Genomic DNA, 18776 nt, shown 5'->3' on the forward strand with positions numbered 1-18776 from the left:
CATGAAGAAACACATTCGATACCTGTGTAGAGGATTTCTGCTGGTAGCCGTAATGGCCACTGGCGCGGCAACGGCGAAAGCGCTGCGGCCAGATGGCACGCTACTCTACCAGCAGCATTGCGCCGCCTGCCACGGCAGTGATGGCGCTGGTGGTGTGGGTGTGCCATTGAACCTGCCCGATTTTCTGGCGGTTGCCAGTGATGAATACCTCCACAACACCTTGCGGCACGGCCGGCCCGGGCGTGTTATGCCAGCCTTCCCGTCTCTCGGCGAGGAGGAAGTCGGCGCCATCATACAGGCCATTCGAAGCTGGTCTGATGCAGCGGCGCCTGAGTATGACAACACGCCATTGAAGGGTGATGCGCTGCGCGGCAAGCAATTGTTTACACAGTACTGTGCTTCCTGCCATGGTGAACGTGGGCAGGGTGGTGAAGGCACCGGGGTAACCTTCTCGCGCCCGCGCGAAGCACCGATTATGGCCCCTGCACTGAACAATCCCGGCTTCCAGCAATCGGTCAGTGACGCCATGCTCAGGGCGACCCTGTTGCGTGGAAGGCATGGCACGCCGATGCCTTCTATTACTGAACTGGGTTTGAAGGCACGGGATGCCAATGACCTGGTGGCATGGTTGCGCCAGCTACCGGCCGATGAAGTCCCGGTACGCAAAAGCCAATCACCCATTATCCGTATGGAATCACCTTACAGTTTCGAGGAGACACTGGATAACCTGAAAAAAGCCGTGTCCGCACGTAACTTCCGTATTATTCGTGAGCAGACGCTGGACACCGGCTTTGTTGAAAAGGGCAAGGAAAACCGACGCCAGTACATTGTTTATTTTTGCAGTTTCTCGTTTTTGAACGAGGCGCTGTCGATTGATCCACGTGTGGGCCTGTTTCTTCCGTGCAGGGTAACCTTGCAGGAGACCGAAAACGGCGTTGAGCTGGTTACCATTAATCCCGAGAACCTCAGCCACCTGTTCAACAACCGTGAGCTGGACAAGGCCTGCGCGCGCATGCATCGCCTGTACAGCGAAATCCTCGAGGAGGCGACGCTATGAGAATGTGGCTGGCAGGTATCCTGTTGTTGATGGCTGCGTCCGCGGGTGCGCAGGACTTGTATATGGTGCGCTCGGAAATGGCCTTTCCAGAGACCATGATTGCCTTGCAAAAGGCCATCAAGCAGCAGGGCTATACCTTGTCGCGAGTGCAGCGTGTCGATATTGGCCTGACAAAGTCAGGTTTCAAGACAGACCGCTACCGGGTGGTTTTTTTTGGCAAGCCGGAAGAGATCCGCAAGGTCGGCGAACGTTATCTGGACCTTGTGCCATTTCTTCCGTTGAAGATTGCAATTTTTGCCGAAGGCGATGAAACCCTGCTGCTGGCATCCAGTTTCCAGCATCTGCGTCCTTTCTATACACAGCCGGAGATCAGCAAGCAGTTCGATCGCTGGGAGACGGATATCCAGGGCATCCTGGAACAGGTGCGTCTCAGCGAGTAACGGTTATCTGCAACCCGATTGATTGAAGGTGCTGGATACAGGCATGCGCAGGCATGACGGTTTGGTCAGCGCTTGCGCAGCTGATGCAGCGAGTCATTGAGCAGGGCCTCAATGCGCTTTTTCTGGTTCAGGAAAAGAATGGTTTGTACCCCGCCACTGGCTTCCGAAGCAAGTACCGATGCAGACAGGTCGATATCAGTAATGTAGATCGGGTAGCGGCTGCCGCTGCCGCGTTGTTCGGTGATGTAGCGTGCCACGGTCAGGAAAATATTGTCCGCGTGTTCCAGCACGGAAAACTCGCGCTTGCCGCAGAAAATACTGAATGTTCCCTGGGCGCCGTCATCCGGGCTGCCGATAACCTGAACATCGAGAAAGTGGTTGTCGACCCAGTGCGATGTGTGCTGGGTTTCCGGGAACCATTGCCCCGTACTGTCGCGCACAAGACGGTAATACTCTGTGTCATCATCGTCAGAAAGGCTGCTTGGCTGGTGCATGTTGCGCAGACGGTAACGAACAGCTTCCAGGAAACGCTGGAACTGTCCCAGCAGTGTCTGGCGGTCGTGAAATATGCTGCGCTGGTGAAACAGCGAACCCCGTTCATCGAGTATCCACACTTCCGCGTGACCATGATCGAGGCGGTAGAACAGTTGCACAACCCCTTCGCGATTATGTTCCAGCGCGATACCCAGGGGTGAGTTGTCCAGTGTCTGTGCGTCAATATGAATCGGGCTGAATGCCTGCTGAGCCTGTCCAAGATGATCCAGTAACGCCTCTCTTGATTCCAGTTCCAGGTAGCGTGGTACATCGTTTTCGCACTGCAGTACGAAATAGTGCTGGCCGACACGCAGTGCATAACGCGCATGGCGTCGCCAGTAGTTGCGGTAAAAGTACTCGGCCACATCGCGGAACAGGTCTTCGATTCGTCGTGCGATAATCGCGCCACGTGAAGAGGAAAAGCTGAAACAGGGTATGGGTGGCGGGACAGCACCATGGTTGACAGGCAGCCAGGCGAAGTAGTCGCACAGGCAGTCCATCAGTGCAGTATGGCCGCTGTAACGGAACGTCAGCAGTTCACCCCATGAGGTCAGTGCAATCATCTGGAAACTGATGGCAAGGTTTTCCCACTGGCCGCCATAACTGAGCGGGTCTATGCGCTCGCTGACCAGTTGCATGCCGTTGCGCGTGAGCTTGGACATCGGGTCCTGTGCCAGATTAATGAACAATCCGGCCTGGCGCAGTGTGGTGGGTTTGGCCAGTGTACGCATATCGGTTTCCGGCAGTTTGCCGCCGGGAAACAATTGCTGCAGACAGTCCAGTACACAGCGTAATTCCCACTGGCTCAGGCAACAGTCTGTGGGGTGAATGCTGACCGTGCAGGGGTTGCGATTGATCAGGCCGTTAAAATGGCACCAGGCGAGCAGGTCCAGCAGACCGGCGGAGCGTTTCAGGGGCTCGTGTTCATCCATATCGCGTTCCATTACAGCGCCGCGGTAGACCGCCCAGCCGTGTTGCCCTTCTTCACTCGTATAATGCAACGACAGGCGCTCTTCCGACAGGTCACTGGATACACCGGGGTTGATCAGTTCCACCTTGCCAGCCTTGCGTTCAAAGGCAACGTGGAGTTTTCTGCCCAGCAGATTCAGGTCATCGGCATTGATGGCGATTGCACTGTGATCATTTTCCCGGCCGAACCGGGACAGCGCGCGATAGCTGCGGGTAAGTTCATCAACCAGCAGGTGACGTTCTTCAAGCACACGCTTGATCTTCCACTGCCGGCGTTGATCGAGCATGGTGAGCTTGGCCTGGCTCCAGCCCCAGCTGTCCACCAGTTCACGGATGGCTTCGCGACGCCACGACTGTAACAGCCCGCGGTCGGGCTTGCTCATGGCCTCGTTGACCTTGAAGTAGAAACAGCGGCGCGCAAGATCAAGCCGCTCCATTTCACGGCGGGAGAACAGGTATTCCTCCACCGTATTACACATCATGACATAGGGGTCCAGGCGGTCGAGTTGCACATCAGCCTGGTGCACCATTTTTTTGAAACGCATTGCCAGCAGGTCGATATCCGGGTACTGGTTGGCGTAGGCTTCCATCAGCAGGATTTTCAGGATGGACTTGTAGGGCGAGTCCACGGCCTTGTAGAGTTGCCACAGGGTGGCGCCGAAGAACTCCTCACTGGGCAGTGCTGACAGGCCGCCAAAATCAACAATATCACCAGCCTTGATAAACCGGTTGACGATGAGCTTGTCTACGTACTCATCGTACCTTGCCTCGTACTGCGGTGGTACCAGCCACCACACCGGGAAGCGCCCGGCAATCAGCAGGCCGGTACGGTAAAACTCATCGAGCAGCAGGTGATGTTGCGAGCTGCCGGCATTTTCGTTCGACAGTTGCTGGTGTTCCTGTTCACGAAACGATTCGTCGTCCATGAGAAAGAAATGCACTTCCAGCCCGAGCGATTCCGCCCAGCCCTGGATGGCGTCAGCCTTTTCGCGCAGTGCCGCAACCTCGTCGTGCGGCAGGCCGGGACGATGGCAGACCCAGATATCGAAGTCGCTGGCACGTGAGTAGGCAATCGTGCCGGTGCTGCCCATCATATAAAGTGCATGGATGGAATAGCGTCGCTGTGCACGCCGCCGGTAACTGAAACTGCGCGCCAGCTTGCGCGCCGCCTGAATGCAGCGTTTGCCGGGCGCGTAGTCGGAAATGCCGCACGGTGTTTTGTTTGACAGGTAGCCCGGAAGCATGGGGTGATTGATGTGGAACAACAGTGGCAACAGCTGCATGAAGACCTGCTGGCGGGTTTCCAGTGATTCGCGAACGCGGCGCATGCGATCCTGATTGATCGCCATAAAACGGCGTCGAACCGCGCGCAGTTCAAGCGCATCCACTGCGATGTTGTTATGGCCTGGACGCGTGAACTCAGCCTTGATGACACGCTCATCATCGTGTCCGGCCGGCCGGTTGGTGCTGGCGGTTTTGCGCGGAGTGGTCACAGTGTGGAAAGCCTAAAGGGCTACCGGTTCCCGATGATTTCCGGCCGTTGTCTGTTGCAGCGCCAGCCTGGCGCGTTTGAGTAATGTGATGGCATTGTCCGTGCGCCGCCAGCCAGTCACGCCATAAGTGACAGAAAGGGCATGTTCAGGAGCATCATCACGGGCAGACCCGGTGAGTCGTACACACAGCTTTTCGGCCAGTCGTCGTGCATCGTTTTCACCGGTTTCAGGCAGTACCAGCACGAATGCCTGTTTATCGTCGCAACCCACCAGGTCCGCCCAGCGCAACTGGTCCTTGAGCTGGCGAGCAACCTGTTTGCGCAGTGTATCGTCATCGTTGCTGCCGCAGACATCCAGCATGATGACCGAGATCGGGCTGTTGTAGCGGCGCGATCTTGCCACCTGTGGCTCCAGCGCCAGCATCACACCACGCCGGTTGAGCAGGCCGGTGACAGAATCGGTGAGGGTATGCTCGCGTAATTCTTCACGGAGTGTCTGTTGCGATTGTTCGAGCGCATGCTGGCGTGTGATGTCGATGAAATAGCGGGCTTCCAGTGACATTTCACCACCCGTACTGGCACACATAATTTCATAGTGACGGGTCTGCCCGTTGCTGTCTGTCCAGCGGGTCTGGCTGGTGTTGCCGAGGAGGGCCTTGAGTACCGGGCTGGTCGTGCGACTGGCCGACGCGCCTGCGAGTTCATCAACCTGCGCTTTTCCGAGCATTGCTTCAAGGGCCGGGTTGCAGGCATAAACTTCGCCAGCCGTCGTTAACAGAATCATAGGGATTGGGCAGGTGTCGATCAGGCGCATCGCCTGTTCGGGAGACAGAAATTCCGGCATCCGCGTGGTACTCCGCAGCAGTTGTAAATGATCGGGTGCTGTCCACAGACAGCCACCTGCCTGTTAGCGGAAACTGCGACGGAATCTTTATAATGGGTCGTGCGCAGGAACGCATTTCCAGGGGTGCGCCAGGGTTAGCGGAAATCCTCGCCGCGTCCGGCTTTTCCCCTAACTTTTTCAACAGGATAACGCTTGTGATTGATGGCAATCTTGTCGTTGGCGGCGGAAATCAGGTCGATTCCGAGCTGGTCGGCCGTACGGACCAGGTAAATCAGGATATCAGCCAGCTCCAGGCGCACCTCGGCATGTTTTTTATCGTCGAGTTCGAGACTTTGCGCCTCGCTGAGCCACTGGAAATGTTCCACCAGTTCGGCGGCCTCGGCGATCAGCGCCATGGAAAGGTTTTTCGGTGAATGGAACTGTTGCCAGTCGCGTTGTTCAGCAAAATTCGCCAGTTGCCGGCGTAGCTGTTCGAGGCTGTCATTGTCAGGCGGGTAACTCACAATACTCATTAAATCATATTCGCGGCCGCTAGCTCCAGAACCGGAAAAGGATTTATGGGGTTTAAGCATTGATGGTTCGCAACATATTGATATCAAGGTTGTTGTCACTGGCGCTGCTGGCAGGCCTGGCGGGCGTTGGGCAGCGGGCCTCTGCAGCCGAGGTAAGAGGAACCATCACGGTTGAGTACCAGGGTATGTTCCCGGCAGGTGCGGATGTCCAGGCACAGCCGGTTTCCGTAGCCCTTCTGCCCGCCGAGGGGCAGCATGTCGTGCCAGGGCGTTCCCGTCTGCACCGGGTGGAAATCGTGGGTAATCGCATGTCGCCGGCATTCTTTACTGTCAAGAAGGGCGACAGCATCCGTTTCGTGAATCGTGACGGGGTTTACCACCAGATATTTTCCCTGTCATCGGGAAAACCCTGGTCGGCGCGCCTGGACCGGGCAAACGGCAGCCAGGCATCCAGTCCGAAGCTGGTGCTCGATGTGCCCGGAACAACGCATTTTTTTTGTCGTATCCACAACAAGAGCTATGCGCGAATCGATGTGGTGGATACGCCCTACCTGGAAACAGTGATGTCCGGGCGTGATTTTCATTTTGTCGGGCTGGCTGGCGGCCGCTGGAAGCTGCGTCTTGCTGCACCGGCTGCCGAGACACGCTGGGTTGAGGTGAGGGCCATGACTTCGCCACCTCCACTGGCGCTGCGGGTGGTGTCGCGCGGAGGTGGGCAGGGTCGTGGGCAGTTGAACGCGCAGGCCGGTGTGGAACAACTTTATCGTGACTAGGTGGATGCTGGATTAGCACTTGAACATAGAACAGAAAAATACGCTGTTTGTTATTTCACTGGTGCTGGCCGTTTTGACAGGCGTGGCGGGTGCCGCGTTCCTGTTGATCAGGGATCACGTTGCTGCCGGTATTCACGATGACCTTGATCGTGCGAGCAAGGTATTTGTCAGTGCCCAGAAGAATACCTTTGATAATCTGTTCAGTGTTGCACGAAGTGTGCGCACAGAACCCAGCCTTATTGCTGCAACGCTGACAGGCGATATCGCGACTGTGCGCGGTATGCTCGATGATCTGTATCCCCGTCCCGGCGCGGATTTTATTGCCGTCTACCTGGGTACCGGGCCGGGTGACGTTGCCGGTGTGGGTGACAAGCCGCACTTTACTTCTTCCCAGGTGCTGGGCTCGACTGATTTGCTTGACCTGGTGCGCGGACTCGCGGCAGGCGATGTGGTCAGATTCGGGAATGCGTTGATGTTTGACAGCCTGTTGCAACTGGTTGCCGTGCCAATTGAAAATCCACTTGGTGGGCGGGTTGGCGCACTGATTGTCGGCAAACGGTTTTCTGAACAGGACTTGCAGGCGTTGCAGGATCTGGTTTATGCCGACATGGCAATATTCAGTGATAACGTCGTACTGGCCAGCAGTATTGCCGGCCTGAAGACACAATTACCGCTGATCAGTCAGATCGGTTCGTCGAAACACACTGAAGTGCTGGACGTGGATGGTGAACGTTACAGCATTCGTGTGTTGCCGATACTGAATCATGCAGGGTCTGAACGAAAGGCCGCCAGGGTGTTGCTGGCCGTTCCTCACTCGACCTACTGGGCGCCGTTCCGGGTGCTTGCCGGAAATGCCCTGTACTTTTCGGTGCTGATCCTGTTGCTGGCAGGACTGTTCGGTATCAGTATCAGTCGCCGCAGCCTGACACGACCGATCCAGTTGCTGGCGCGGGCAACGCAGGCGATCGCCAACGGTGACATGACGCAGAAAATAAAGCTTGCCCGCAAGGATGAGCTGGGCCAGTTGATGACATCGTTCAACGCCATGCTGGGCGCGCTCAATGCGTCCCAGAATGAGCTGAAGAACAGCCGCCGCCGATTCCGCGACTTTGCTTCGAGTTCGTCAGACTGGTTATGGGAAACAGACCGTTCCGGGCACTTTACCTTTGTTTCGACAAGTGTCTCGGAAACCCTGGATATCCCGGCTGAAGGCTGGCTGGGGCGTACACCGGCAGAAATCTTTCCGGGTGCAAACCTGGGCGAGTTGATGTCATTGCTGCGTTCAGGCGATAACAGACGCGATCTCTTCAAGGAAGTCGAAATCTGGGTGCATGCACGAAATGGCGACCGGCATTGTCTGCGCCTCAATGGTGTACCGGTGTTCTCCGGCAAGACATTCCGCGGTTACCGCGGTACGGCGCGTGACATTACCAAGATCAAGCAGGACGAAAAGCGCATGGTGATTCTGGCCAACCAGGATCACCTCACGGGCCTGTCCAACCGGCGTCGCTTTATCCAGGACCTCAACCACGAGATACGCCGGGTCGAGCGTGACAACCAGAGTGGCGTGTTGCTGCTGATCGACATCGATCACCTGAAACTGATCAACGATACCGCCGGTCATGCAGCAGGCGACCAGATTATTGTGCAGATTGCCGGCCTGCTCAAGCGTGCTTCGCGGGAACAGGATTTTCTTGCGCGTGTCAGTGGTGACGAATTTGCCGTGGCCTATCCCGGTATGGACGAAACACGGGGCATTGAAAAAGCCGCTGAGCTGCTGGAACGTCTCGGCAGGTTAAAGCCACGCTATGGCGGGCGCAGCCTGAACGTATCAGCGAGTATCGGTATCGTGACCTTCCCGGCCCAGGGCAGGGCGCCGGTTGAATTACTGGCGAAGGCCGATGCCGCCATGAGTTCCGCCAAGCGCAGCGGACGCAATTGCGTGCACAGCTATGATGAATCCGACATGATGCGCGAAGAAATGGATAACCAGCTGGTGTGGAAGGACCGCCTGCTGGAGGCACTGGATCGTGATGAGCTGGTGCTGGTGTTCCAGCCGATCGTCGCGATTGCGGCTGGCCGGACTTCACACTACGAAGTGCTGGTTCGCATGCGCGAGAAAAACGGCAAGCTGGTACCGCCGGGCAAGTTTATCCCGGCCGCCGAGCAGTTTGGTCTTATCCAGCGGGTCGATCGGCAGGTGCTCACCAAGGCCATCCGTTATCTGGCCGAACTGCCCGCAGAGTTTGCCCAGACGGCATTCTCCATCAACCTGTCCGGCATGTCGGTGGGCAGCCAGGAAATGTATGAATGTATCGAGAGTGAAGTCCGTGAGTCCGGTGTGGATCCGGCGCGCATTACGTTTGAAATCACCGAGACAGCGGCCTGTGAACAGCTGACCAGCGCGATGGAATTCATCCAGAAGATCCGTCAGCTCGGTTGCCGGATTTCACTGGATGACTTTGGTGTGGGTTTCTCGTCCTTCTCCTACCTTAAACACCTGCGCGCCGACATCCTCAAGATCGACGGCAGTTTCATCCGCGACATCCACAACAACAACGCTGACCAGTTGTTCGTCAAGGCGCTGGTTGATGTGGCGAGAGGGATGGGTATGCATACCATTGCCGAGTTCGTTGAGAACGAACAGGTATACGACCGGGTACGCAGTCTCGGGGTCGACTATGTGCAGGGGTACTACCTGGGCAAGCCGCAACCGGAGCTGGTGCCGGCCAGTGTGGAAGGTGCTCCACCGGCCAGTATCTCGGTGGCCTGATCAGGTCAGCCGTTGTTTCGCCCGGGTAATGGCTTCGCGCACCTGCTGCGGCGCTGTCCCGCCAAAGTGATTACGCGCCGATACCGAACCTTCCAGCGTCAATACATCGAACACATCTTCGCCGATGGCGGGTGACAGGGCCTGCAGCTCGTCCAGTTTCATTTCAGCCAGGTCACGCCCGCTGTCGATGCCAAGCCGTACGGCTGTGCCGACGATTTCGTGTGCGTCGCGGAAGGCCACGCCTTTACGCACCAGGTAGTCGGCCAGATCGGTGGCAGTCGAATAGCCGCTTGCTGCCGCCTTGCGCATATTGTCCGCCCTGACCTGCAGGGCAGGAACCATGTCGGCAAATGCGCGCAGGCAGCCAAGCAGTGTGTCAACACTGTCGAACAGCGGTTCCTTGTCTTCCTGATTGTCCTTGTTGTAGGCCAGCGGCTGGCCTTTCATCAGCATCAACAGGCTCACCAGGTGCCCGGTGACACGGCCGGTCTTGCCGCGCACAAGTTCCGGCACATCGGGATTTTTCTTTTGCGGCATGATGCTGGAGCCGGTACAGAAACGGTCTGGCAGATCGATGAAATTGAACTGCGCCGAGGCCCACAGGATCAGTTCTTCCGAGAAGCGTGACAAGTGGGTAACGATCAGTGCGGCGTTACTGCAAAACTCGATGACGAAGTCGCGATCGCTGACGGCATCCAGCGAGTTTTCGGCCGGTGCGTCGAAGCCCAGCAGTTTTGCCGTGTAGTGCCGGTCGATGGGGAAGCTGGTGCCTGCCAGTGCCGCCGCGCCCAGCGGCATCACGTTGACCCGCTTGCGGCTGTCCAGCAAGCGCTCCCGGTCACGTTGCAGGTTTTCAAACCAGGCCAGCATGTGGTGGCCAAAGGTGACCGGCATGGCGACCTGTAAATGCGTGAAACCGGGCATGATAGTGTCGGCTTCGCGTTCGGCCAGCGCCAGCAGGCCGGTCTGCAGGCGCAGCAGTTCGGCGCAGGCGGCATCGATCTGGTCGCGCAGGTACAGGCGCAGGTCGGTCGCAACCTGATCGTTGCGCGAGCGTCCGGTGTGCAGTTTTTTGCCGGCTTCACCGATCAGCGCGGTCAGCCGTGCCTCGATGTTCATATGCACGTCTTCAAGGCTGACTGACCACTCGAACGCACCGGATTCGATCTGTTTTTCAATGGTATCCAGGCCGCCGAGGATGGTGTCCCGCTCGTCATCGGTAATCACCCCGACCTCTGCGAGCATACGTGCGTGTGCCCGGGAGCCTTCGATGTCGTAGCGGTACAGCCGCTGGTCGAAGGTCACGGAAGCGGTGAAGGCTTCCACAAAAGCGTCGGTGGATTCAGTAAAGCGACCGCCCCAGGGCTTGTCGCTGCTCGGTTTGTCGGTCATATCGGTGCAGGTGGCGGTTAACAGGGGCGCCAGTATACCTCAAAGTACTGATAACTCTGGCCGATATTACAGTGTTGCCCGGTTACGGGCGTTTCATTGGACGAGCGATCGCCGCCATGGGCCAGACAAGCCGTAAAAATTCGTCAGCCGCGTCGCAGGATGCCCTGTTCCTGCCCAGCTTTTGCGATATCCGTCTGGTATTCGCGGTGGTGGTGATCGCCGAGTTGCTGGCGTTTGTGCTGGTGCTGGCCAACGGCCGTGCCGACCCCTGGAATGACCTTGGGCTGGTGTCGCTGTTTGTGCAGTGGATTGCACTGAGCAGTGCGGCGTGCCTGTGCCTTGCCCGCCCCCTGTTACTGAAAATCAGCAATACTGCGGCGGTACTGGCCAGTTACCTGTTGTTGTTGCTGGTAACAGTCGTGATCAGCGAAATGGCCTGGCGGATGGGTGGACTCGATCAGGGTGCCGGGACATCCGGGCATATCGGGTTTTTGTTCCGCAACATAGTGATCAGCGCTATCGTCAGTGGACTGGTGTTGCGCTACCTGTTTGTACAGCACCAGTGGCGGCGGCAGATCCAGGCCGAGTCACAGGCGCGCGTGCAGGCCCTGCAGGCACGCATACGCCCGCACTTTCTGTTTAACAGCATGAACAGTATTGCTGCACTGACCGGTAGCGACCCGCAGCGTGCAGAACTGGCTGTGCAGGATCTGTCCGACCTGTTTCGCGTCACCCTGCGCGATGCCTCGGAGCCTATTCCGCTGGATGAGGAAATCGAGGTCGCCAGGCGCTATCTGCGCATGGAAAACCTGCGCCTGGGTGAACGGTTACAGGTTGAATGGGATATCGAGCGTCTGCCGCGCAAGCGACTGGTGCCCGCGCTGATTCTTCAGCCGCTGCTGGAAAACGCCGTGTATCACGGTATCGAGGCGTTACCCCGGGGCGGGCGGATTACCATTCACGGCGCAGCCGAAGGCAAGCGTATTACCATCACCATACGCAACCCGCGTGCACCGCAAAGCGTCGTGTCACATCGCAAGGGCAATAACATTGCGCTCGACAACATCCGTCTGCGCCTGCAACTGGCGTTTGGAAATCAGGCCGGCGTGGCGCTGCGCGAAGTGGATGACGTTTTTGAAACCACCCTGTACTTTCCGCGGGAGAAAGCCGCATGAAGTGCCTTGTGGTCGACGATGAAGCCCTGGCGCGTGAGCGCCTGTCGCGCCTGATCGGCCAGCTGCAAGGCTGCGAGGTATGCGGCGAGGCTGCGGACGGTCAGCAGGCGCTCGATCGTGTGCTGACACTGGCGCCCGAACTGGTGCTGCTGGATATTCGTATGCCGGGCATGGATGGTCTGGAGGCGGCGCGTCATCTGCAAAAACTCGATAACCCGCCGGTTGTGGTGTTTACCACGGCCTATGGAGACCACGCGCTGGAGGCGTTCGAGGCGCAGGCGATCGATTACCTGCTCAAGCCGATTCACCCCGGGCGCTTGCAGCAGGCGCTCGACAAGGCACGACGATTGAGCCGGATGCAGCTTGAAGCTGTTGAGGAAAACCGCGCCAGGACGCACCTGTCTGCCCGCAATCGCGGTAACCTGGAACTCATCCCGGTCGAGGAGATCGTCTATTTTCAGGCTGACCAGAAGTACGTCACGGTACGTTCGGCGACGCAAAAAATACTGGTAGAGGATGCACTCAAGGCCCTGGAGCAGGAATTTGCCGACCACTTTATCCGTATTCACCGTAATGCCCTGGTGGCGGCGCGCTGCATTCGGGCGCTGGAAAAGGACAGCCAGGGGCATTGCCAGGTGGTGCTGGAGGGTGTGGAAGAACGGCTGGAAGTCAGCCGCCGGTTACTGCCCGATGTCAGGCGGCATATTCGAAAAGGTGTGTGAAACGGATGGCCCGCTGCCGGCTCAGTCGCAGCGCCCGAGTTCCCGCAGTCGCTGCCGCGACCGGTCCAGCGCTGCGTCAAGATAGCCGCCATAAAAGTCCACGGAGCTGACACCGACCAGGCGTTCGGCCAGCTCCTCACCGCGACTGTCGACGAACAGCACCGTCGGCGTTACCCACACCTTGTAGCGGCCTGCAACACTGGCGGCATCGGTGGAAAGGTGGTCAAAGTCGCGCAGTGTACTGCCATCATCGATCAATAATTTGCGCATCACCACCCGCTGGTCATAACTGCTGTCGAGCAATGTCGGGTCAAGAATCTCGCGTTCCAGCAGTACGCAGTAATCACAATATTCGGCAGCAAACTCCAGCAATACAGGCGCACAGGATTGCTCGGCCAGGCGGCCGGCATCACGCAGGTCCTGCGCCAGTGGTACGCTGGCTCGCGAACCGGTGGTAGCCAGCAGAAAAATGATGGCCGTAAGCGCCGGCCACTTGCACCACTTGTCTGTCACTCGTTATGCTCCTCCAATTGTTCCGCGCGGAAAGCCATTACCATTATACGGTTTCCGCGACAGATAAGTTTCCCGTTTCCGCAAGCCAGGTAGCCATGACAGATTCCACACTTCGTATCGCAACCCGCAAGAGCCCGTTGGCGCTCTGGCAGGCCAATCACGTGCGTGACGCACTGCTGGCACGACACCCCGGGCTTGATGTCGAACTGGTCACTATGACCACACAGGGCGACAAAATACTCGACACACCGCTGGCAAAAGTCGGCGGCAAGGGTCTGTTCGTCAAGGAACTGGAAACCGGTATGCTGGAAGGACGCGCCGACCTGGCCGTGCATTCCATGAAAGATGTACCGGTGGAGTTCCCGGAGGGCCTTGGGCTGGCCGCGGTTCTGCCGCGCGAAGATCCTCGTGACGCGTTGATTTCAAACGAATATTCCAGTTTAGATGGATTGCCGCAGGGTGCCCGGGTGGGCACCTCCAGCCTGCGCCGCCAGTGTCAGCTGCGGCGTATTCGCCCGGATCTGCAAGTGCTCGATCTGCGGGGTAACGTCAATACCCGCCTGGCCAGACTGGATAACGGTGACTACGACGCCATCATGCTGGCGGCGGCAGGTGTCAAACGCATGGGCTGGGAGGCGCGCATTACCGAGCTGCTGGCACCCGAGCAGTTCATTCCGGCCATCGGCCAGGGCGCCATCGGGATCGAAGTTCGAGTCGATGATGCACGGGTGAGGCCGCTGATCGAGGCGCTCAATGATGGCCAGACCGCTACCCGTATTCGTGCCGAGCGCGCCCTGAACGAGGCCTTGCAGGGGGGGTGCCAGGTGCCGATTGCCGGTTATTCGGAAATCAGCCACGGAGTGATTGTGTTGCGTGCGCTGGTCGGTCGTCCGGATGGCAGTGAGATGGTGCAGGGCGTGATCAGCGGCCGGCCGGAGGATGCCGGGGAACTCGGCCGGGTACTGGCGGATGACCTGTTGTCTCGCGGCGCGCGGCAGATCCTCGACGCGGTGTACGCCGGGGGCAACGGATGACCGGGGCGCCGGCCCCGGGCAGCACCCCACTGCAGAATTGTGGTGTGCTGGTCACCCGCCCGGCGCACCAGGCCGCTGGCCTGTGTCGGCGTATCGAGCAACTTGGTGGCCGCGCTATCCCGTTTCCGGTCATGGAGATTGCAGCGCCGCAAGACAGCCGCCCCCTGGAGGCCTGTGTCGATCAGCTGGATGATTATGATATCGCTATATTTATCAGTGCCAATGCGGTTGAGTGTGCGCTGACCCACATTCTTGCGCAACGCGACTGGCCGGTTGCGGTCCGCATTGCCGTGATCGGCAGGCGTTCTGCAGAAGCCCTGGAAGCCTTTGGTCTGCACGCCGATCTGTGTCCACATAGCCGTTTCAACAGCGAAGCATTGCTGGAACTGGATGCGTTGCAGGATGTAACTGGCCGGCGGGTACTGATTTTCCGTGGCAACGGCGGTCGCGAGTTCCTTGCAGACACCCTGCGTGAACGTGGAGCGGATGTTCAGTACGTTGAAGCCTACCAGCGTTCCCGGCCGGATACGGACAGTGCTGCGCTGGTCAGGGCCTGGCGTTCGGGTGATATCGATGTGGTGCAGGTCAACAGCGTCGAGAGCCTGGAAAACCTGTTTGCCATGCTGGACGATGAGGGTCGGGCACTGTTGCGGGGTACGCCGCTGCTGGTTGTCAGCGAACGCATGCTGCCGGTCGCCGAACAGCTGGGTTTTACGCAACAGCCACTGCTGGCCGCCAATGCCACCGATGACGCGGTGCTGGACGCCTTGTGCGTATGGCGTGGCTGAGTTTACTGCGCGGTAAGACACACCTGTATCCGGTACAATCGAACCCTGACAATAACCAGACAGTGAACCGTGAGCTGCCATGAGCCAGTCCGATAACAGCCTGCCCCAGACCACCAGCGACGCACCCCCGGCCGATACACCCGCCGAAATACCTGCCGGAACAGCTGAACCTGAATCACAGCGAGCGTCACGGTTGCCTGTGGTTTTTGCCTTGCTGGCACTGGGCATTTCCATCGGGCTGGCGGTTGGTGGCTATTTCATCTGGACACAGCTGCAGCAACTGACCGGGGTACAGGCAGACATAGAGCCGCGGCTGGAGCAGAAGGTTCAGCCACTGCAAAGTCATCTGCAGGCCATCAGCAACGATTGGCAGGCGGGCCGCCGTGAGATCGAACAACGGCTTGCCGCGCTGGGCGCTGGGCAGGCGGCGCTGGCCGAGCGTGTCAACAAGCTGGCTTCGCAGCTGGGACGCAGCGAGCTGGGCTGGACTCTGGCGGAGGTCGAGTACCTGTTACGTGTTGCCAGTGACAGCCTGCAACTGAGGCGTGACCGGCGTACAGCCAGCGCGGCACTGAAAAGCGCCGATGCGCGTTTGCGTGAACTGGCTGATCCGCAGTTATTGCCGGTTCGTGAGCAGCTGGCGCGTGAGTTGAACAAACTGCGTGAAGTGCCGGAGGTGGATTTCGACGGGATTTCCCTGCGGCTGGCTGACGCGCTGCAGCGAGTTGACAGCCTGCCCGTGAGCGGCAGTCGTTATGAGCCGCCAGAACCGGATACTGCACCGTTTGACACGACCCGTACCGCCCGCGACTGGCGTGACCTGCCACAGATTATCTGGTCGGCCCTCAAGGAACTGTTTCGTGTTCGCGAACACGACAGGCCGGTCGGCCCCATGCTGCCTCCCGATCGCGTCTGGTTCCTGAAGGAAAATCTGCGGCTGCAACTGGCCGCTGCGCGGCTTGCCCTGCTGCGCGAAGACCGGCAGGCTTATCAGCAGGCATTGTTGACGGCTGTTTCGTGGTTGAAAGAATGGTTTGATACAGGGAACCCTTCAGTGACAGCGATGGCCGCCGGACTCGAAGAACTGGCGGCCGTGGATATACACCCGGATCTGCCCGATGTTTCGACGTCGTTGCAGCGATTGCGCCAGCTACAGAAGCAGCAGCAAATGCTGGCCGGGCCGGAAACAACAAAAACAGCAACAGACGGCGTTGAAAATAGCGGCGCGGCTGCCGACGAAACCGTTTCAGCTCCTGTGGAGGAAACACCCGCCGGCCCGGAGAGCAAGCCATGAAAGGCCTGTTCATCGGCCTGCTGGTGCTGCTTGCATCGGTTGCCGCAGCGCTGTTTGCCTTGCCGGACCCCGGCTACATACTGATTGGCTACGGCAATGTCAGTGTGGAAACCTCGCTGGTGGTTTTTATCATTGTATTACTGGTCGCCTACCTGGCGCTGCGTGCGCTGGCAGGCCTGTGGCGAGTACCGGTGCGGATACGCCAGTGGTCAGGTCAGCGCCAGTTGCAAAAACTGTCGCGGCGCTATGATGCCGCCATCATCGAACTGGTCAGCGGAAAACTGGAACGCGCGGAGCGCCAGCTCGGCCGTCTCGTCGATGACACGCGTACGCCTCTGGCCGTGTGCCTGTCGGCAGCACACGCCGCGAATCGTCTTGCTGCAGACAACCGTCGTGACCGTTACCTTGAGACAGCCCTCAAACGCTTTCCCGCAGCAGAGGCCGCCATTTGTCTGGTTCAGGCCGAACTGCAGTTGTCGCGTCACCAGTTCGATCAGGCGCAAACGACACTGAACCACCTGCGCAGCCTGTTGCCGCACAGTCGTGAAACGCTGCGCTTGCATATGCAGTTATATCTCGGACAACAGGAGTGGGGGAAGTTGCGCGAACTGTTGCCGGAATTGCGGCGTGGGGAAGTGCTGGATCATGACCAGTGGCAGCGGCTGGCTGTACAGGTCTACCAGGAGAGGATTCGCGAGCTTACTGCCGCGCGGGATATCGAGACCCTGAAGCATGGCTGGACGCAATTACCGCCGCCGGTTCGTCAGGATCATGCCTTGCTGGCACTGTATATCGAACAACTGGTACGTCTTGGCGAGCACGAGCAGGCCGAAAGCCTGTTACGCGACCAGCTTGCCCGCTACCGGGATGAGCGTCTGGTCTACCTGTATGGCGAACTCGAAGGTTGCGACAGCAGCCTGCAGCAAAAAATGGCAGAGAAATGGCTGGCGCAGCATGACAAGGATGCGGTTCTGCTGTTGACGCTGGGCAAGATCAGTTTACGCAATCGCCTGTGGGGCAAGGCGCGCAGCTATCTTGAAGCCAGTGTCGGTTTACAGCCGACTGCCGAAGCCTATCGCCTGCTGGGTGATTTGCTGGAGCAACTCGAAGATCACGATGCGGCGGCGGAATGTTATCGCAAGGGCCTGTCATTGCCCGCGCCGGGGCCAGTGGCGCCCGCAGCCGTGGTGACGGATGAAGCGGTGTTGCAGGTCATTGAAGCTGACCGGAGCAGGATGGTGGCAGCTCACTGATCAGCGCAGGAGGGTTTCCTGTCACGCGCTATCTTGTCCAGCACATCCTGCGCGAATTCAAAGGCATCGGAATACATGTGATCCAGGCTGGCACCGTGCCGGGCAAATACCGGGGTTGCGGCCTCGATCATGGCGGGCGGGCCACTCATGTAGATATCATAGCCTGCCAGCGCCGGGTGGGCTTCCAGCAGTGCGTCCATGACCAGGCCGGTCCTGCCCTGCCAGTCGTCTTCCGGCAGCGGTTCTGACAATACCGGCGTGTAGCGGAACTGGCTGCTGTTTTCCATCCAGCGCTGTGGTTCATCCTTCAGGTACAGGTCGCGCGTTGAACTGACACCCCAGAACAGGTGTATGGGGCGTTCAATACCGATGTATTGCGCGTGGTCGATCATACCCTTGAGGGGAGCGATCCCGGTGCCGCCGGCCATCATCAGGATGGGGCGATCCGAGTCCTCGCGCAGGTAGAAAGAACCCAGTGGGCCCTCGATACGCAGCAGTGCGCGGTCCTTCATTTCTTCAAAAACGTGACCGGTAAACGAGCCGCCGGGTACATGGCGGATATGCAGTTCAAGATACGCATCCTGGTGCGGTGCGTTGGCGATGGAGAAAGCACGCCGGCGACCATCCTTGAGAATGAACTCAATATACTGCCCGGCCAGAAACTGCATGCGTTCGGTTTCCGGCAGTTTGAGCAGTACCTGCATGACATCGTGTGACAGGCGCCGCAGATGTTCGGCCCGGCAGGGCAAGGTCTTGACGGTGATATCGGCACCCGCGCTGACTTCGCGTACTTTCAGGCGCAGGTCGCTGCGTGCGTGCGCCTGGCAGATAACCGCCTGGCCGGCTTCACATTCCGCTTCCGGCTGACCCTCGGGGTAATCCACTTCACCCGACAGCAGGGTGGCGATACAGGATCCACAGGCACCGTTGCGGCAACCATAAGGCAGACCGACACCCTGACGCAGCGCCGCATCGAGCAGGGTTTCCCCTGTTTCAACGGTAAACCTGTGCCCGCTGGGTTCAATCTCAACCTTGAAGGTCATGTGGTGAATACTCTTGACGAAAGCCCGGCATTCTCGTTGATTTCACGCAATAGGTAAACGCATGAATATTGTGTTAATCGTGTGTCCAGGCAAATGCCGCGGCGTAAGTGTGGAGACGATGCGGATTTATCCCTGTGTCAAGCCGGGTTTTACAAGCGGGATGTCTGC

Annotated in this window: 16 protein-coding genes; 10 read left to right on the forward strand and 6 right to left on the reverse strand. The window is 58.6% G+C overall.

The annotated features are described in order from the left end of the window. Window position 1 precedes the first annotated feature (1 nt). Window positions 2-1057, forward strand: a complete 1056-nt coding sequence (locus ACW81B_RS02540) for a c-type cytochrome (protein ID WP_491578634.1) — start codon at window positions 2-4, stop codon at window positions 1055-1057. Beyond that, window positions 1054-1497 carry a DUF302 domain-containing protein gene (locus ACW81B_RS02545; protein ID WP_491578635.1) on the forward strand — a complete coding sequence of 148 codons (444 nt, stop codon included), beginning with the start codon at window positions 1054-1056 and terminating at the stop codon, window positions 1495-1497. The genes ACW81B_RS02540 and ACW81B_RS02545 overlap by 4 nt, the downstream gene beginning before the upstream one ends. 65 nt (window positions 1498-1562) lie before the next feature. Here the strand turns inward: ACW81B_RS02545 and ACW81B_RS02550 are convergent, their stop codons facing one another. The 3 genes from ACW81B_RS02550 to ACW81B_RS02560 all read right to left on the reverse strand — a co-directional run bounded on the left by ACW81B_RS02550 (window position 1563) and on the right by ACW81B_RS02560 (window position 5848). Then, window positions 1563-4493 (reverse strand): class I adenylate cyclase, encoded by a 2931-nt coding sequence (locus ACW81B_RS02550; protein WP_491578636.1) that lies wholly within the window; start codon window positions 4491-4493, stop codon window positions 1563-1565. 12 nt (window positions 4494-4505) lie between these two features. Continuing rightward, window positions 4506-5336 (reverse strand): GGDEF domain-containing protein, encoded by an 831-nt coding sequence (locus ACW81B_RS02555; RefSeq protein ID WP_491578637.1) that lies wholly within the window; start codon window positions 5334-5336, stop codon window positions 4506-4508. 134 nt (window positions 5337-5470) lie between these two features. Then, on the reverse strand, window positions 5471-5848 hold the full coding sequence (locus ACW81B_RS02560) for a nucleotide pyrophosphohydrolase (RefSeq protein WP_491578638.1): 378 nt from the start codon (window positions 5846-5848) through the stop codon (window positions 5471-5473). A 62-nt stretch (window positions 5849-5910) separates the two neighbouring features. On the opposite strand from ACW81B_RS02560, the gene ACW81B_RS02565 reads away from it, so the two are divergent. Both ACW81B_RS02565 and ACW81B_RS02570 read left to right on the forward strand, forming a co-directional pair. Next, on the forward strand, window positions 5911-6621 hold the full coding sequence (locus tag ACW81B_RS02565) for a cupredoxin domain-containing protein (protein ID WP_491578639.1): 711 nt from the start codon (window positions 5911-5913) through the stop codon (window positions 6619-6621). Window positions 6622-6640: 19 nt separating this feature from the next. Beyond that, window positions 6641-9394 (forward strand): bifunctional diguanylate cyclase/phosphodiesterase, encoded by a 2754-nt coding sequence (locus ACW81B_RS02570; RefSeq protein ID WP_491578640.1) that lies wholly within the window; start codon window positions 6641-6643, stop codon window positions 9392-9394. Here the strand turns inward: ACW81B_RS02570 and argH are convergent, their stop codons facing one another. Then, complete coding sequence (gene argH, locus ACW81B_RS02575; RefSeq protein ID WP_491578641.1) at window positions 9395-10786, reverse strand: argininosuccinate lyase; 1392 nt, start codon at window positions 10784-10786, stop codon at window positions 9395-9397. Between the two features lie 116 nt (window positions 10787-10902). On the opposite strand from argH, the gene ACW81B_RS02580 reads away from it, so the two are divergent. Together ACW81B_RS02580 and ACW81B_RS02585 are read left to right on the forward strand one after the other, a co-directional pair. Then, window positions 10903-11961, forward strand: a complete 1059-nt coding sequence (locus ACW81B_RS02580) for a sensor histidine kinase (RefSeq protein ID WP_491578642.1) — start codon at window positions 10903-10905, stop codon at window positions 11959-11961. After that, window positions 11958-12683, forward strand: a complete 726-nt coding sequence (locus tag ACW81B_RS02585) for a LytR/AlgR family response regulator transcription factor (RefSeq protein ID WP_491578643.1) — start codon at window positions 11958-11960, stop codon at window positions 12681-12683. The genes ACW81B_RS02580 and ACW81B_RS02585 overlap by 4 nt, the downstream gene beginning before the upstream one ends. 21 nt (window positions 12684-12704) lie before the next feature. Here ACW81B_RS02585 and ACW81B_RS02590 read toward each other — a convergent pair whose 3' ends face one another. Then, the gene (locus tag ACW81B_RS02590) at window positions 12705-13196 is read right to left on the reverse strand and encodes a thioredoxin family protein (protein WP_491578644.1); all 492 of its coding nucleotides are present in this window, start codon (window positions 13194-13196) and stop codon (window positions 12705-12707) included. A gap of 95 nt (window positions 13197-13291) precedes the next feature. Between ACW81B_RS02590 and hemC the strand changes: the two genes are divergently transcribed. The 4 genes from hemC to ACW81B_RS02610 all read left to right on the forward strand — a co-directional run bounded on the left by hemC (window position 13292) and on the right by ACW81B_RS02610 (window position 17565). Beyond that, window positions 13292-14230: a hydroxymethylbilane synthase gene (gene hemC / locus ACW81B_RS02595; protein ID WP_491578645.1), complete on the forward strand. Its 939-nt coding sequence runs from the start codon at window positions 13292-13294 to the stop codon at window positions 14228-14230. After that, a complete protein-coding gene (locus ACW81B_RS02600) occupies window positions 14227-15018 on the forward strand; it encodes a uroporphyrinogen-III synthase (protein ID WP_491578646.1) in 792 nt (263 codons plus the stop codon). Before hemC ends, ACW81B_RS02600 begins: the two co-directional genes overlap by 4 nt. 79 nt (window positions 15019-15097) lie before the next feature. Further along, complete coding sequence (locus tag ACW81B_RS02605; RefSeq protein WP_491578647.1) at window positions 15098-16312, forward strand: uroporphyrinogen-III C-methyltransferase; 1215 nt, start codon at window positions 15098-15100, stop codon at window positions 16310-16312. Further along, entirely contained in the window at window positions 16309-17565 is a 1257-nt protein-coding gene (locus tag ACW81B_RS02610) for a heme biosynthesis HemY N-terminal domain-containing protein (protein ID WP_491578648.1), read from the forward strand. Before ACW81B_RS02605 ends, ACW81B_RS02610 begins: the two co-directional genes overlap by 4 nt. On the opposite strand, the gene ACW81B_RS02615 is transcribed toward ACW81B_RS02610, so the two are convergent. Further along, window positions 17559-18608 carry a CDP-6-deoxy-delta-3,4-glucoseen reductase gene (locus tag ACW81B_RS02615; protein ID WP_491578649.1) on the reverse strand — a complete coding sequence of 350 codons (1050 nt, stop codon included), beginning with the start codon at window positions 18606-18608 and terminating at the stop codon, window positions 17559-17561. The genes ACW81B_RS02610 and ACW81B_RS02615 overlap by 7 nt on opposite strands. Window positions 18609-18776 lie beyond the last annotated feature (168 nt).

The organism is Thiogranum sp. (assembly GCF_058323355.1).